The sequence below is a fragment of the Actinomyces sp. Z16 genome (assembly GCF_003111765.1).
Lineage (GTDB): Bacteria > Actinomycetota > Actinomycetes > Actinomycetales > Actinomycetaceae > Actinomyces > Actinomyces glycerinitolerans.
In genome coordinates this window covers 2,767,069-2,780,857 of sequence record NZ_CP027862.1, presented here as the reverse complement: position 1 = coordinate 2,780,857, position 13,789 = coordinate 2,767,069, and the positions used below count along the sequence as shown (strand labels likewise).

Below are 13,789 nucleotides of genomic sequence, written 5' to 3'. Positions count from 1 at the left end.
CTATGAAACGGGGCGCGCTCACACCCGCTCGATGAACCAGCCTCGTGGTGCCTGAAGGAGCCGGGCACGGCCGGCGTCGAGGAGGGGAGTGGCCAAGTCGCGTGCCTGATCCGGCCCACTCAGGTCCAGGGCTGCGCCGATCTCGACGTCGGACAGCAGCGGGTGGGCCGCCAACAGCTCATCAACCGCCGTCGTCGTCGGGCTGACGGCGGCCGGCTGCATCCGGCCGCCGGAGACGCGCTCGAGCGCAGCGGCGAGGGCGTCGTAGTCGCAGACCCCGCCCAGCAGCATCCTGGTATCGCCGTAGCTGATCATGAATGCGGGCAGACCCCTGATGCCCAGGGCCGCTCGGCGTTCGAGGCTCGCCCGCAGGGCCGCCCTGGCCGCCGGCCCGTCGAAGGCCGCCAGGAAGGCGCCGATGTCCAGGCCGCAGGCGCGCACCACCTCCACCAGCTCCTCGGTCGCGGTGGTGGGCCGGCATTCGACGACCGTCGCGAAGCGCAGCCGGTAGAGGAAACGCTCCGCCTGGCCGGGGGCGATCAACCGGACCGCCTCATAGGCGAGGTTGAGCGGGAGCGATGAGCGCCGGGCCGGGGAGAACAGGGAGAAGCCCTCCATGTTGATGGGCATACCCGCGAGCGGCTCTTCCTCGCGGTAGATATCCGCCAGCCTGGCGTTGTAGGCGCGGATGCCGGCGGCCGCATCCAGAGTGCGCTCGGCCGGCGTCATGAAGTCGGACACGTCGCGCACCAGCAGGCCCATCGCGGTGTCGAAGTCGACCGCACCCGGGAAGTGCGTCTCCACCCTGCGCAGAGTCGGTTCGCACTCCCATGACAGCCCCATCATGGGATCGGTGAACTGGGTGATCAGCGCCTTGGGACCAACCTGTTCGGGCGCCCCGTGCCCGCTTGTAGCCACAGACATGTCCACTCCTAGGCGAAACGACGCCGGTCGAAGGTCATCCCGCCCACTGCCCAGACGGGTACGAGAGCCCTGCGCAGTCTCCTCGGCCGCGGGGGCTCCACGGCCGAGGAGAGTGGACTTACTCGAAGTCGCCGAGCGCGGGCACCTCGCCGGTCAGCCATGCCGTGTAGGCGTCGGCCTGAGCCTCCAGGTCGGCATCGGAGATGGCCATGGCGCCGGTGGTGACGAAGGGCCGCAGGAAACGGGTGCCGATCAGGTTGCTGGTCGCCTGCAGCGGACGCAGCAGGTCGGTGACCGTGTAGTGGAAGGCGCCCTCGTGGCCGTAGCGCTCGGTGGGGGCGCCGGGGGAGACGGCCACGCCGAGCTCCTTGCCGTGCAGGGCGGTGCCGGTGGAGCCGTAGGCCCAGCCGTGCTCCAGGACGTCGTCCTCCCACTGCTTGAGCAGCGAGGGGGTTGAGTACCAGTACATGGGAAACTGCCAGACGATGCGGTCGGCGGCGGTCAGCACGGCCTTCTCGGCCTCGACGTCGATGCGGAAGTCCGGGTAGAGGGCGTACAGGTCCCGGACCTCGACGGGCGTGTCGGGGGTGCCGGCAGCCCGGGCGGCCTGCGCCAGGCGCGCGTTGACGCGCGAGCCTGCGTTCAGGCGGGGGTGGAAGACGAGGACGGTGGTCTTCAAGAGAACTCCTTCGAAGAGCGGATGCGACTGGTTGGTTTGGAGGGGAGCTCCCCGGGCGAAGTATGGCCTGCCGGGGAGACCGGCTCGGATTTCCCGGCCACGAACCTAAGTGTTCGCGGGTACCGGCTGCCAGGTACTGGCAGAGCCCGGCGCGGCCTCAGGACTCCAGCAGGTCGGCCAGGGCCGGTGCCCCCATGGTCGCCTTGAACTCGGCGACCTCGTAGGTGGCGCCTTCCGGGTGGTAGATGTCGCCGGCGAGGATCTCCTCGAGCGCCGCCCGGGACTCGGCGCGGGCGAGGACGATCCCGGCGCCCGAGCGGTCCCGGCGGGGTCCGAGCAGGAGGAAGTCCCCGGACTCGACGTGGGAGGCGAACCAACGCCGGTGGGCGGCCAGGTGCTCGGCCGCTACGGCGTCGTCGACCTCTTCGGTGATGGTCAGATCGATGACGAACACGAGTGCTCCTTGAACAACATGAGTCGGCAGTCCCGCTGTGACGGGACTGCGCAAGAGCGGCGGTCGTGCTCGGCCCGGCGGAGCCGCAGCCGCGCACCTCGCCGATGGGGATAGTCTTCAAGTTGAAGTGAGCTTCAGGTCAAGCGGCCGTCGGGCGGCCGTCGTCACATTCGAAGGGTATGAGCCTTAATGAGCACTCCAGCCGCAGTCGCGGAACGCACCTACACGATCGGGGAGGCCGCCCGGGAGACCGACCTGACGACGTCGGCCCTGCGCTTCTACGACCGGGAAGGCCTCATTCCGGGCGTTGCCCGCACGGGCGGGGGAACGCGGCGCTTCACCGAGGACGACCTGGAGTGGATCCGGTACGTGGAGCGATTGAAGAAGTCCGGCATGCCCATCAAGGAGATCCGCGAATATGTGCGGCTCTACTTCGAGGGGGACTCCACGATCGAAGCGCGTCGTCGCATGGTCCAGGCGCGTCGCCGCGAGGTCCTGCGCGAGCTGGAGGAACTGCAGACCACCCTCGACTTCATCGACTACAAATGTTGGTTTTACGAGGTTGCCGCGGCGACGGGATCCTGCGACGCCCCGCGAAACATGCCGCTGGACCAGCTCCCGCCGCGGATACGGCGCATCAAGGAGAGCTGCGGCATTCACCGCTACTGACCTCGGCGGACGGAGACGCGTGGGCCCGGCGTATAGTCCCGGAGAGTCATGACAGCTTCGAACGTATTCGAGCGGCGTCTGGACGCCCGCCTCGTCATCGCCGTGGTCGCCATCGGCGTCATGTCCTTCGCCGGTGTGGTGGTGGAGACCGCCATGAACATCGCCTTTCCGGCCCTCATGGCGGAGTTCGGGATCGCCACCTCCACCGTCCAGTGGATCACCACCGGCTACTTGCTGGTGCTCGCCGTGATCATGCCGATCTCCTCCCTGCTGAACCGTCGCTTCCGCACCCGCGGCCTGTTTGTGGCCGCAGGACTGGCGTTCCTGGCTGGCACCCTGCTGTGCGCACTCGCTCCCGGCTTCGCCCCGCTCGTCCTCGGCCGCCTCATTCAGGGCGTCGGCGCGGGCATCGCCCTGCCACTTATGTTCAACCTGGTCCTGGAACAGGCGCCCCTGGAGCGGCTCGGCATGATGATGGGCATCGCCACACTAATCACCGCGATCGCTCCGGCGGTGGGGCCATCGCTGGGAGGCTTCCTCATCGGAGCCTACGGTTGGCGCTCGGTGTTCTGGGTGCTCGTCCCCTTCCTACTGGTCTCACTCCTCCTGGGCGTGGCCACGATCCGACAGTCCCATCCGACGGCGCCCGCGCCCTTCTCGCCGGTTCAGTTCCTGCTCCTGGCCACCGGTTTCACGGCCCTGGTGATCGCCACCAGCTCCGCCTCCACCGCCGGGTTCGCCAGCCCGCGCGTGCTGGGGCTGCTGGTACTCGCCGTCGTCCTCGTAGCGGCGTTCTGCCTGGTATCGGCGCGCTCGCAGGCCCCGTTGCTGCGCGTCGGGGTCTTCCTCCGCCCCGTGTTCACCCTCTCGATCCTGTACGTGGTGCTCGTCCAGGCGACCGTGCTCGCCCTGGGCTATCTGATCCCCTACTACGCGCAAGTCGCCGACGCCATGGGTGCCTTCGCGGCCGGCTGCCTGCTGTTACCCGGCTGCATCGTGGGTGCCTGCCTGACACCGTTCGGAGGGCGTGTGCTCGACGCCCTCGGCCCCGCTCGCCCGATCCGCACCGGCGCTGCCTTCGGCGTGGCGACGCTGGTTCTCTTCGCTCTGATCGGCACCTCTGGCTCGGCCACGCGCATGGCCTGGATCTATGTCCTCATGCCCATCTGCCAGGGCCTGTCCGTCTCCAACTCCATGACCAACGGGCTGCGCACGCTCCCTGACGACCTTCAGCCCGACGGCAACGCCGCTTTCAACACCATTCAGCAGCTCGGCGGCGCGATCGGCACCGCCGTGGCGGCCACGATCGTTGCCACCGCCCAGGTCGCCCGCCCCGACGACGTCGCCGCGGCTACCACCGCCGGCACCCGTATCGTCTTCTGGACCCTGCTGGGCGTCATGCTTGTCGCCGCACTGCTCGCCGTCGTCGCCACCGGGCGCCAAAACCGGCCCCTCGCCGATGCCGTCCGGTAGCCCCGGGCGCCGGCGTGATATCGGCGGGCGATTACCGGGCGGATTATTACGACAATCCTTCCCGGAGGGCGACCTGGGCACATAGGCTCGCGTCGCGTCCGGAGCGGTCGTTGTCGATCGAGCCCGGCGCCGCCTAGATCGTTCACCGTCCCTCCGAACCTCCCCGCCACTCGGCAACTCCCGATAGAAAGGCCTCTTGGACACATGGACCGCAACTACTTCGACCTGACCGGGCAAGTCGCCCTCGTCACCGGCTGCTCCTCCGGCCTGGGCGTGCAGATGGCCAAGGCGCTGGCGTCCGCCGGCGCCGGCATCGTCGCCGTCGCCCGCCGCGTGCCCCGCATCGAGGCGGTCGCCGCCGAGATCGCGGAGGAATACGGGGTACCTATCCTGGCCCTGCGCTGCGACATCACGGACACGGCCAACGTCGAGGCGGTTGTGGATGCGGTACTGGAGAAGTTCGGGCGGCTCGACATCGTGGTGAACAACGCGGGCACCGGTGCAGTTGGCCCGGCGGAGACCATCACCGACGAGCAGTTCGTCAGCGAGGTCGACATCGACCTGCTCGGCTCCTTCCGCGTGGCCCGCGCCGCCGCCAACAAGGCCATGATCCCCTCCAGCTACGGGCGCATCATCAACATCTCCTCCATGTACGGGTTGGTGGGCAATATGGTGGCCGGGTCCGCCCCCTACCACGCCGCGAAGGGCGGGATGGTCAACCTGACCCGGGCGCTGGCGGCCGAGTGGGGCAAGTACGGCATCACCGTCAACGCGATCTGCCCCGGCTACTTCTACACCGAGCTGACCGCCGATACGCTCGAATCCGAGTTCTTCCAGGAGCACGCCAAGCGCACGATCCCGCTTGGCCGCTACGGCGCGGAGGGTGAGCTCGACACCGCGACCCTGTTCCTGGCCTCGCCCGCCTCCGCCTACGTCACCGGCACGGCCATTCCCGTGGACGGCGGTTACACCGCCATTTGACAGCCGGGCGGCAGCGCATTGTCACAGATGGAGACAAACGCGCCCCGGGCCTCGAATCGCGTTTTGCGAATCGTTGGAATCACGCGGTTTCTGAATCGGCTCGAGCGGATGGTTCCGGTGTTTGTCACCGATTTTGACAGTCGGCCACTGAAAGGTCAGAGGAAGGCGCCGTTGCACACCTGGATCACCTGGCCGCGCACGGCCCGTCCCATCTTCGAGGCCAGATACAGGCAGGCGTAGGCCTGGTCCATGGGGTCGCACTCCGGCCCGGGGAAGTAGACGTAGTGCTGGGAATGCTCCAGCATCTTCTGTCCCCCAGGCTGCTCGCCGGCCTTGTTGGCCAGGTGCGCCGGAGTGACGGTGGAACCGGGCGCGACGGCGTTGCAACGAATATCCGTGTCGTTGAGCAGCATCGCCACGTTCTTCGTCAGCGTGTTCAGACCGCCCTTGGTGGAGGTGTAGGCGGCGCCGCAGAAGGGACGCTCCCCGTTGACCGAGGAGATGTTGATGATGCAGCCCGCGTTCTTTGGCCTGAAGATCTTCAGCGCCTCGCGGATGTAGCGCATGGGGCCGGCGAGGTTGGTGTTCATGACGTAGAGCATCCAGTCGTCGTCGGTGTCATCAATCGTCTTCTGCTCACCGATGCCGGCGTTGTTTATCAGGATATCCAGGTCTCCGAACTCTTCCAGCACGCGGGCGAAGACCCGCTCGGTGTCCTCCAGGCTGGTGACGTCGGCGACGACGCCGATTGCCCGTCCGCCCTTGGCGCGGATGGCCTGGACGACCTCATCGAGCTGCTCGGCATGGCGGGCGGTGACCGCGACGGCGGCCCCCTCCTCGGCGAACAACTCGGCCATCGTGCGGCCCATCCCGTAACTGGCTCCAGTTATTAGGGCGACCTGGCCCTTGAGCATCTGTGCTTCCATGATCGGATGGTCTCCTTCGAGCCGGGTGTGGCGGCGGTCGTTTTCGCCGGCTGATGCGCCGAATGCCGGCATGCGCCTTCATGCTAGGTGGTGCGGCGTGGGGCAGCGTGGTCCTGAGAGTGCTCCCCAGCGGGGGAGTGGTGGACGAGTCGGGCTTGCCTCGGCGGATACTTTCGGAGTGTGTTGTGCCAGCCTGTAACTTAGATGTGAGGCGAGGCTAAACTAGCTCGCATGACCGATGAGGGAACTGCCGCCGAGACCACTGCTTCTGACGCCACCGAACCCGTGACCGCTGGGCCGGGTTCCCCCGAACCGCCCCTGCCCTACGCCGACCGCCCCGTCGCGACCGCACCCGGCCACTGGGTGCTCGCCCGCGCGGGCAAACGCGTCCTGCGTCCAGGTGGCGCCGCCCTGTCCGCCGCCATGCTCGAGCACGCCCACCTGGTCGGCGCCGACGTCGTCGAACTCGCCCCAGGGCTGGGCCGCACCGCCGCCGAGGTCATCGCCGCCGACCCGGCCTCCTACATCGCCATCGACCGGGACCCCGACGCCGCCCGCAGGGTGGCCGCGGTGGTCGGCGATCGCGGACGTGTCCGCCGGGGCGAGGCCGCCAATACCGGCCTGCCCGATGCCAGTGCCGACGTGGTGATCGGCGAGGCCATGCTGACCATGCAGGGCGACAAGGCCAAGGCGACAATCGCCGCGGAGGCGGCCCGGGTGCTGCGTCCCGGAGGTCGCTACGCCATCCACGAGTTGGGCGTGGTTCCGGACGACATCGATGAGGCCCGCTACACCGAGCTGCGCAAGGACCTGGCGCGCGCCATCCACGTCAACGCCCGCCCCATGACGGCGGCCGCCTGGCGGCAGCTGCTACAGGAGGCCGGCCTCGTGGTCGACTGGGTGGACACCGCCCCCATGGCGCTGATGAAGCTCGGCCGCAACCTGCGCGACGAGGGCCTGGGCGGTTTTGCGCGCATCGCCCGCAACGTCATCGCCGACCGGGAGCTACGGCAGCGCATGCTAACGATGCGCCGCACCTTCAAGCGGTACGAGCAGGACATGGTGGGCATCGCCCTGGTTGCCCATAAGCCCGCGTAAAGCCGACGACGGCGGCGCCTGCAACGGTCTGCCGAACAAGACTTGGGCGGTCGGCAGACCGGCCAAGAGGGGATGTGTCAGCCCGGCGGTCTCAGTTGTCGCGGCTGTGCCCGCGCAGGCCGGCCCGCAGCGCCTCCCGGTTCAGGGCTGCGATAGCCGTCAGCGGGATGCCCGCCGGGCAGGCCGGCACGCACTCCCCGTACAGCGAGCAGGGGCCGAACAGCTCGCCCACCGCCTGCGTCATGCGCCGCGCCCGCCGGGAGCGCTCGTGGCGCCCTTGCGGCATGAGCGACAGATGCGCCAGCTTCGCCCCGGCGAACAACATGGCCGCACCGTTGGGGCAGGCGGCCACGCACGCACCACAGCCGATGCAGGCGGCGAAGTCGAGCGCCTGCTCGGCCTGCTGATAGGGCTGCGGCACGGAGTCGGCGTCGGGCGCCGTGCCCGCGGCCACGTCCACCGTTCCACCGGCGCGGATCAATTCGTCCAGGGCGGTGCGGTCCACCACCAGGTCGCGGATGACCGGGAAGGCCGCCGAGCGCCAGGGCTCCAGGCGGAAGCGCGTCACTCCGGGGAAGGCCCGCAGGTGCTGGCGGCAGGCGGGGGTGTTGTCCTGCGGTCCGTGCGGCTTGCCGTTGACGAGGAAGCCGCACATTCCGCATACGCCCTCGCGGCAGTCGGACTCGAACACGACCGGTTCGCCGCCGCCCTCAATGATCTGGTCGTTGAGGCGGTCCAGCAGCTCGAGCAGGCTCATCTCCGGCTCGGCGTCGTCCACGGTGTAGGACTCGAAGCGGCCGCGGGCGCGTGGCCCGTCCTGCCGCCAGATCTCCAGTTCCACTCTCATCGGTAATCCCTCACCTGCATCGGTACCAGCGAGAAGGTCAGCGGCTCGCTGCGGCGCGTGTGCCGACCGGAGGCGTCGGTCAGCCAGGCGGACACGGTGCACCAGTCGGCGTCGTCGCGCTTGGCCTCGCCCTCGGCGGTGGCGTACTCCTCCCGGAAGTGCGCCCCGGCGGACTCGCGTCGATCCAGTGCGTCCAGGATCATCACCTCGGCCAGCTCCAGGAAGTCGGCCACCCGCAGCGCCTTCTCCAGCTCCTGATTGAGCCGCTCTGCGCCGCCGACGATCTTCACATCCGCCCAGAACTCCTCGCGCAGTGCCCGCACCTGCTCCAGCCCGTGGCGCAGTCCCGCCTCCGAGCGGCTCACGCCGCAGTCGGCGTACAGGATCTCGCCCAGGCGCCGGTGGAACCAGACGGGTCGGTGCGTGCCGCCCACCGCCAGCAGCCGCTCCACCCGGCTGCGGGCGTCGGCGAGGGTGGCGGTCACCTCCGGGGCATCGGCGGCGAGCACGCCGGTGCCCACCAGCCCGGCCAGGTAGTTCGGCACCGACAGCGGCAGGGTGAACCAGCCGTCCACGGAGGCGCTCAGCAGGGAGTTGGCACCCAGCCGGTTGGCGCCGTGGTAGTTGTTGGACGCCTCCCCGCCCACGAATAGCCCCGGGACGGTGGACATCTGGTCGAAGTCCACCCACAGGCCGCCCATGGTGAAGTGGGCACCCGGGGCGATGCGCATGGGAACCTCGTAGGGGTCCTCGCCAGTGGCGTCCAGGTACATGTCGAACAGGTTGCCGTAGCGGGCGGCGATCACCGGCTTGCCCAGGCGCTGTAGGGCGTCGCGGAAGTCCAGGTACACGGAGTTGTGCAGCGGGCCGACGCCGTGCCCGGACTCGATCTGCTCGCGGGCGTTGCGGGAGGCGACGTCGCGCGGGGTGAGGTTGCCGAAGGCCGGATACTTGCGCTCCAGGTAGTAATCGCGCTCGTCCTCGGGGATGTCGTTCGGGGGTCGGTCGTCCCCGGGCCGCTTGGGCACCCAGATCCGCCCGTCGTTGCGCAGGGACTCGCTCATCAGCGTGGTCTTGGACTGCCAGTGCGAACTGACCGGCAAGGCGGTGGGGTGGAACTGCACCATGCAGGCGGAGGCGAAGGCCGCGCCGCGGCGGTGGGCCCGCCAGGTGGCCGAGGCGTTGGAGGCCATCGCCAGAGTGGAGTAGTGGAAGACGGAGCCGTAGCCGCCGGTGGCCAGCACGACGGCGTGCGCCGTCCAGGCCCGGATCTGGCCGGTGAGCAGGTCGCGGGTGACGATTCCCTGGGCGCGGCCGTCGGCGACGATCAGATCCAGCATCTCGGTGCGGGCGTGCATGTGCACGCTTCCGGCGGCGATCTGCTCCTGGAGCGCCTGGGCGCAGGCGACCTCCAACTGCTGGCCGGTCTGCCCGCGCGTGTAGTAGGTGCGGGACACCTGCACGCCGCCGAAGGAACGGGTGGCCAGCTGGCCGCCGTACTCGCGGGCGAAGGGGGCGCCGATGGCGTACATGTGGTCGATTACCCGCACCGACTCCATCCCCAGGCGCACCACGTCGGACTCGCGGCCGCGGTAGTCTCCGCCCTTGACGGAGTCCTTCACGAACCGGTTCAGGGAGTCGCCGTCGACCTTGCGGGCGCGGGCGGCGTTGATCCCGCCCTGCGCGGCCACGGAGTGGGCCCGCCGGGGCAGGTCGTGCAGGCTGAAGCACTCCACCCGGTAGCCCAGGCGGCCCAGGGTGGCGGCGGCCCCGCTGCCGGCCAGGCCCGTGCCGACGACGATCACGGTCAGACGCCGTCGGTTGGCGGGATTGACCAGCCGGTACTCGTCGCGCCGGCGCGTCCAGGCCTGCTCGGGCGGGCAGTCGGGCAGGTGCGGGTCCAGATCGGGGCCGACGTCGTAGAGGTTGTCGACCGGGGGTGGTACAGGGCTCATGCGATCACTCCGCTCAGCACCAGCAGGGGCAGCATGCCGTTGCAGATGGCGATGGCCAGGGCGACGGCGATGGCGATTACCAGGCAGACGCGGCGCAGCCGGGTGCCGGTGCCGCCAAGATCGTTGACGACCGACCACAGTCCCTGCGCCAGGTGCACGCCGATGAGCAGCATGATCAGGCTGTAGAAGATCGCCATGGGCGGGCGCGACAGGCTGGCGATCAGGTTCTCGTACGCATAGGCGGTCATTTGCCCGTTGGAGTGGGTGGCGGCCGTATAGCTACTGGAGGCCACCAGGCGGCCGATGGTCAGGTCGAGCAGGTGCACCGCGATAAACACCAGCATCAGGCCGCCGGTGATGATCATGCTGCGGGCTCCGAGCGTGCGCGGGCGCATGTTCTGCCTGCGGAAGGAGCCGCGGGCCTTCCGGCCCCGCCACCAAAGGGTGATGCCTCCCGTCACGTGCAGGATCAGGCAGGTGCCCAGCACCAGCCGCAGAATCCACAGCACGCCCTCGTGGGGGACGAGCGGGTAGCCGATCTCCCGCAGCCAGGCGGCGTAGTTGTTGTAGGACTCGGCGCCCTGGAATGCCTTGAGGTTGCCGATCATGTGGACGAGCACGAACAGCGCCATGATGGTGCCGGTGATCGCCATGGTCGTCTTCAGCGCGGTGTAGGACACGCGGTGCCGGTGTTGCGGACGCGGTGTGGGCAGATCGCCGCGCGGGGGCGCCTGTGATGCGCCAGCCGGTGCAGCGGTGCCGGCGTCCGGGGTGTGGGAGCGGGTTTGTGCGGGCATCAGAGCTCCCCTCGACGACGATGTCCTGCGGGCGTCACCCATGGGTGTTCAGGTACACGCTTATCGTAACGCGTGTCACAAAATGCTGGGCGCCGGTGGGCGTATGTCTTGTATGGCGACCGGCGACGTATCGCAGAATGGTCGTTTAGGGGGTACGAGCGTGAACGCCGCGGTGCCCGGCCCCGGTTCACGGCGAGGCCTGCGAGTCCCTACCGGGAGGCGGTCTGCGGATCGAATTCGATGCCCTTGCCGCCGCGGGACAGAGCCTCCACCGCCCCGGACTGGGAGTTGCGGCGGAACAGCACATTCGACGCGCCCGCCAGCGCACTGGCCGCCACCACGCGCGGCTCCTTGAACAGCCCGTGCGAGCCGGGCACCACCCCGCCCTGCGGCATCAGTGACACGCGGGTGCCCGCGGTGACGAACAGGCCGGCTTCAACCACGCAGTCATTGCCGAGCGGAATCCCCAGGCCCGAGTTGGCGCCCAACAGGCAGCGCTCGCCCAGCGCCACCCGGCGTCCGTCCCCGCCCGAGGGCAGGCCCATGGTGGAGGCGCCGCCGCCGATGTCGGAGCCGTCGCCGACGACCACGCCCTGGGCGACGTTGCCCTCCACCATGGAGCGTCCGAGCGTGCCCGCGTTGTAGTTGACGAAGCCGCCGTGCATCACGGTGGTGCCTTCGGACAGGTAGGCGCCCAGACGCACGTTCGCGGCGTCACCGATGCGTACCCCGGAGGGCAGCACGTAGTCGGTCATGCGTGGGAACTTGTCCACGGACAGCACCTGCGCGGGCCGCCCCAGGGAGGCTTGCAGGCGGATGCGCGTGGCTTCGAAGTTCTCCACCGCGCAGGGGCCCGCCGACGTCCACACCACGTTGGGCAGGCGGGAGAAGAGGCCATCAAGATTGATCGTGTTCGGGCGCACCAGCCGGTGCGAGAGCATGTGCAGGCGCAGGTAGGCGCCGGCCACCGTCTGCGGGGCGTCGTCCAGGTCGGCGGAGGTGCGCACCACCGTGGTGTGCACGCCGCGGGCCGGGTCGCGGCGCTCCATGGAACTGAGCGTGGCCAGCAGGTCGGCGTCGCCGTCGTCGGGCGCCTCGCCCAGGACCGGCCGCGGATACCAGACATCCAGGGTGTTGCCGTCGTCGGTCACGGTCGCCAGGCCGAGACCCCATGCGCTGCGAGTCGTCATGGATGCACCATACGGGACGCCGGGCGGTGGTGCACGGTGCGCACTGGGCGGTGGCGTCGTCGGGGCGCGCAGGCCGCGGTGGCGGGCGGGCCCGTCGGCGGAGTGTGCCGGGCCGACGTCGCCAGCGTCGATCGGGGCGTGCAAGAATCGCGACATGGCGCGTACCACCATTCACCTCATGCGGCACGGCGAGGTCCACAACCCCGAGGGCGTGCTCTACGGGCGCCTGCCTGGGTACCACCTCTCCGAGCTCGGCCGGCAGATGGCCGACCAGGTAGCCGACGTCCTATCCGCCTCCGGTCACGACATCGCCGCCGTGATCACCTCCCCGCTGGAGCGGGCGCGCGAATCCGGCGCCCCCACCGCGGCCGCCTTCGGCCTGACCCCAATCAGCGACCCGCGTCTGATCGAGGCCGACAACCACTTCGAGGGCGTGCCCGTGAACCGGGACCGGAAGATTCTGGCGCGCCCCGAGAACTGGCGCTACTACGTAAACCCGCTGCGCCCCAGTTGGGGGGAGCCGTACACGCAGCTGGTGGCCCGCATGAGCGACGCCGTCCGCGCGGCGATCCCGCAGGTCGAGGGGCGTGAGGCCCTGCTGGTGTCCCATCAATTGCCCGTTTGGGCGTTGCGTCTGTACCTGGAGGGGCGACCGCTGGCCCACGACCCGCGGCGGCGCCAGTGCGCGCTCGCCTCACTGACGTCGCTCACCTTCGACGGGCGCACCCTGGTGGGGCTGTCCTACTGGGAGCCGGCCGGCGACCTGCTGCGCCGCGCCGAGGACATGGTGCCGGGAACCTCCGCCGCCGCCGAGAACATCGGGTCCGGCGAGGCCGAGAATCCCAACGCCGACGACGCCGAGCGCGTCACGCGGGACGCATGACCGGCACCCCTATGCCACCGGGGTCGTTCCGACCCGAAGACGATCACTCCTCGCGTGCGGCCGCGCATGGGTCGGGCGCGGGCGAGTTGGTGCCCGCCCGGGCCGCCGACGTCGTTCCCGCCGCCCCGTCACGTCCGGCCCCGCAGCGGCCCTGGACCGGGCAGGACTTCGTGTGGTGGAACACCGCCGGCGTGCTTACCGCACTGCGGGCGGGACGCCGCCCCAACCCCGTCTCCCCGATGGTCGACCCCATTCGCGCCGCCTTCTCCGGTGAGGAGGTCATGCTGGCCACCTGCGATGCGGAGATGCTGGTGTGGCGGCGTGGCGACGCCACCTACAACCCCTCCCGGGGCTTCTTCCTGGCCGGCGGGCCGGTGGGGTTGGCGCTGACCGCCGCCTTCTTCGGCGGGCAGGCCTATCTGAATTCCCGGCGCAAGCGGGCCGCCGAGGCCGACGCCGTGGAGAAGTGGCGGCACCTGGCCTACGCCCGGCTGACGGTGTCCACTCACGGCATCTACCTGGGTACGGGTGAGGGCGTCATGCCGATCGCCTTCGCCGACGTGCAGGAGGTGCAGCTGACCGGCGTGGGTGAGGTGGTGATGGCGGCGGCCAATGCCTCCGGCTCGGCGCGGTGGAAGCTGCGCGGCCAGTGGGCGGAGCTGGTGCTGGTCATGTGGGCGACCCGGTACATGCCCGGGCACCCTCAGCTGGTGGGCCGCACCTGGCTGCCCGCCGACTGGTTCGCTCACGCCGCCGCGTGGGGCTACACCGTGGACACCTCCAACTGGCCCCGCTACCAGCCACGTGCCCTGGACTGAGCCAGGCTGGGTGTGGGATCATGACAGGGAGCCGAGCGGCGGCAACCGCCCGACTCCCCGGGAAACCGGGCGTCGCTCAGTGTCTTAAGACACTG

The 13,789-nt window shown here is 69.6% G+C and carries 14 protein-coding genes; 6 read left to right on the top strand and 8 right to left on the bottom strand.

The annotated features are described in order from the left end of the window. Positions 1-18: 18 nt before the first annotated feature. The 3 genes from C3B71_RS11630 to C3B71_RS11620 all read right to left on the bottom strand — a co-directional run bounded on the left by C3B71_RS11630 (position 19) and on the right by C3B71_RS11620 (position 2,057). Positions 19-924, bottom strand: a complete 906-nt coding sequence (locus C3B71_RS11630) for a DsbA family protein (protein WP_108968218.1) — start codon at positions 922-924, stop codon at positions 19-21. Positions 925-1,042: 118 nt separating this feature from the next. After that, the gene (locus C3B71_RS11625; protein WP_108968216.1) at positions 1,043-1,603 is read right to left on the bottom strand and encodes an NAD(P)H-dependent oxidoreductase; all 561 of its coding nucleotides are present in this window, start codon (positions 1,601-1,603) and stop codon (positions 1,043-1,045) included. 157 nt (positions 1,604-1,760) lie between these two features. Then, positions 1,761-2,057 (bottom strand): YciI family protein, encoded by a 297-nt coding sequence (locus C3B71_RS11620; protein ID WP_108968213.1) that lies wholly within the window; start codon positions 2,055-2,057, stop codon positions 1,761-1,763. A gap of 189 nt (positions 2,058-2,246) precedes the next feature. On the opposite strand from C3B71_RS11620, the gene C3B71_RS11615 reads away from it, so the two are divergent. The 3 genes from C3B71_RS11615 (at position 2,247) to C3B71_RS11605 (ending at position 5,180) form a co-directional block, all read left to right on the top strand. Beyond that, positions 2,247-2,726: a MerR family transcriptional regulator gene (locus tag C3B71_RS11615; RefSeq protein WP_108968211.1), complete on the top strand. Its 480-nt coding sequence runs from the start codon at positions 2,247-2,249 to the stop codon at positions 2,724-2,726. A gap of 48 nt (positions 2,727-2,774) precedes the next feature. Next, positions 2,775-4,199: a DHA2 family efflux MFS transporter permease subunit gene (locus C3B71_RS11610; protein ID WP_108968209.1), complete on the top strand. Its 1,425-nt coding sequence runs from the start codon at positions 2,775-2,777 to the stop codon at positions 4,197-4,199. Between the two features lie 204 nt (positions 4,200-4,403). Further along, complete coding sequence (locus tag C3B71_RS11605) at positions 4,404-5,180, top strand: SDR family oxidoreductase (RefSeq protein WP_108968207.1); 777 nt, start codon at positions 4,404-4,406, stop codon at positions 5,178-5,180. 155 nt (positions 5,181-5,335) lie between these two features. Here the strand turns inward: C3B71_RS11605 and C3B71_RS11600 are convergent, their stop codons facing one another. Next, on the bottom strand, positions 5,336-6,106 hold the full coding sequence (locus C3B71_RS11600; RefSeq protein ID WP_108969861.1) for an SDR family NAD(P)-dependent oxidoreductase: 771 nt from the start codon (positions 6,104-6,106) through the stop codon (positions 5,336-5,338). A 231-nt stretch (positions 6,107-6,337) separates the two neighbouring features. Here C3B71_RS11600 and C3B71_RS11595 point away from each other — a divergent pair, with 231 nt between their 5' ends. After that, entirely contained in the window at positions 6,338-7,204 is an 867-nt protein-coding gene (locus C3B71_RS11595) for a class I SAM-dependent methyltransferase (RefSeq protein WP_108968205.1), read from the top strand. Positions 7,205-7,295: 91 nt separating this feature from the next. Here C3B71_RS11595 and C3B71_RS11590 read toward each other — a convergent pair whose 3' ends face one another. The 4 genes from C3B71_RS11590 to dapD all read right to left on the bottom strand — a co-directional run bounded on the left by C3B71_RS11590 (position 7,296) and on the right by dapD (position 11,993). Further along, entirely contained in the window at positions 7,296-8,051 is a 756-nt protein-coding gene (locus C3B71_RS11590; protein WP_073328600.1) for a succinate dehydrogenase/fumarate reductase iron-sulfur subunit, read from the bottom strand. Then, the gene (locus C3B71_RS11585) at positions 8,048-10,006 is read right to left on the bottom strand and encodes a fumarate reductase/succinate dehydrogenase flavoprotein subunit (RefSeq protein ID WP_108968203.1); all 1,959 of its coding nucleotides are present in this window, start codon (positions 10,004-10,006) and stop codon (positions 8,048-8,050) included. Before C3B71_RS11585 ends, C3B71_RS11590 begins: the two co-directional genes overlap by 4 nt. Then, positions 10,003-10,803 (bottom strand): succinate dehydrogenase cytochrome b subunit, encoded by an 801-nt coding sequence (locus C3B71_RS11580; RefSeq protein ID WP_199912500.1) that lies wholly within the window; start codon positions 10,801-10,803, stop codon positions 10,003-10,005. The genes C3B71_RS11585 and C3B71_RS11580 overlap by 4 nt, the downstream gene beginning before the upstream one ends. A gap of 209 nt (positions 10,804-11,012) precedes the next feature. Next, on the bottom strand, positions 11,013-11,993 hold the full coding sequence (dapD, locus tag C3B71_RS11575) for a 2,3,4,5-tetrahydropyridine-2,6-dicarboxylate N-succinyltransferase (RefSeq protein WP_073328605.1): 981 nt from the start codon (positions 11,991-11,993) through the stop codon (positions 11,013-11,015). Positions 11,994-12,147: 154 nt separating this feature from the next. Between dapD and C3B71_RS11570 the strand changes: the two genes are divergently transcribed. Further along, complete coding sequence (locus C3B71_RS11570) at positions 12,148-12,876, top strand: histidine phosphatase family protein (RefSeq protein ID WP_108968201.1); 729 nt, start codon at positions 12,148-12,150, stop codon at positions 12,874-12,876. Further along, positions 12,873-13,694 (top strand): hypothetical protein, encoded by an 822-nt coding sequence (locus tag C3B71_RS11565; RefSeq protein ID WP_234415894.1) that lies wholly within the window; start codon positions 12,873-12,875, stop codon positions 13,692-13,694. Before C3B71_RS11570 ends, C3B71_RS11565 begins: the two co-directional genes overlap by 4 nt. Positions 13,695-13,789: the final 95 nt, after the last annotated feature.

Coding starts and splice junctions, on each gene's coding strand:
- C3B71_RS11600 (WP_108969861.1), bottom strand. CDS start 6,106: ATGGAAGCACAGATGCTCAAGGGCCAGGTCGCCCTAATAACTGGAGCC.
- C3B71_RS11595 (WP_108968205.1), top strand. CDS start 6,338: ATGACCGATGAGGGAACTGCCGCCGAGACCACTGCTTCTGACGCCACC.
- C3B71_RS11565 (WP_234415894.1), top strand. CDS start 12,873: ATGACCGGCACCCCTATGCCACCGGGGTCGTTCCGACCCGAAGACGAT.
- C3B71_RS11580 (WP_199912500.1), bottom strand. CDS start 10,803: ATGCCCGCACAAACCCGCTCCCACACCCCGGACGCCGGCACCGCTGCA.
- C3B71_RS11590 (WP_073328600.1), bottom strand. CDS start 8,051: ATGAGAGTGGAACTGGAGATCTGGCGGCAGGACGGGCCACGCGCCCGC.
- C3B71_RS11630 (WP_108968218.1), bottom strand. CDS start 924: ATGTCTGTGGCTACAAGCGGGCACGGGGCGCCCGAACAGGTTGGTCCC.
- dapD (WP_073328605.1), bottom strand. CDS start 11,993: ATGACGACTCGCAGCGCATGGGGTCTCGGCCTGGCGACCGTGACCGAC.
- C3B71_RS11605 (WP_108968207.1), top strand. CDS start 4,404: ATGGACCGCAACTACTTCGACCTGACCGGGCAAGTCGCCCTCGTCACC.
- C3B71_RS11585 (WP_108968203.1), bottom strand. CDS start 10,006: ATGAGCCCTGTACCACCCCCGGTCGACAACCTCTACGACGTCGGCCCC.
- C3B71_RS11570 (WP_108968201.1), top strand. CDS start 12,148: ATGGCGCGTACCACCATTCACCTCATGCGGCACGGCGAGGTCCACAAC.
- C3B71_RS11610 (WP_108968209.1), top strand. CDS start 2,775: ATGACAGCTTCGAACGTATTCGAGCGGCGTCTGGACGCCCGCCTCGTC.
- C3B71_RS11615 (WP_108968211.1), top strand. CDS start 2,247: ATGAGCACTCCAGCCGCAGTCGCGGAACGCACCTACACGATCGGGGAG.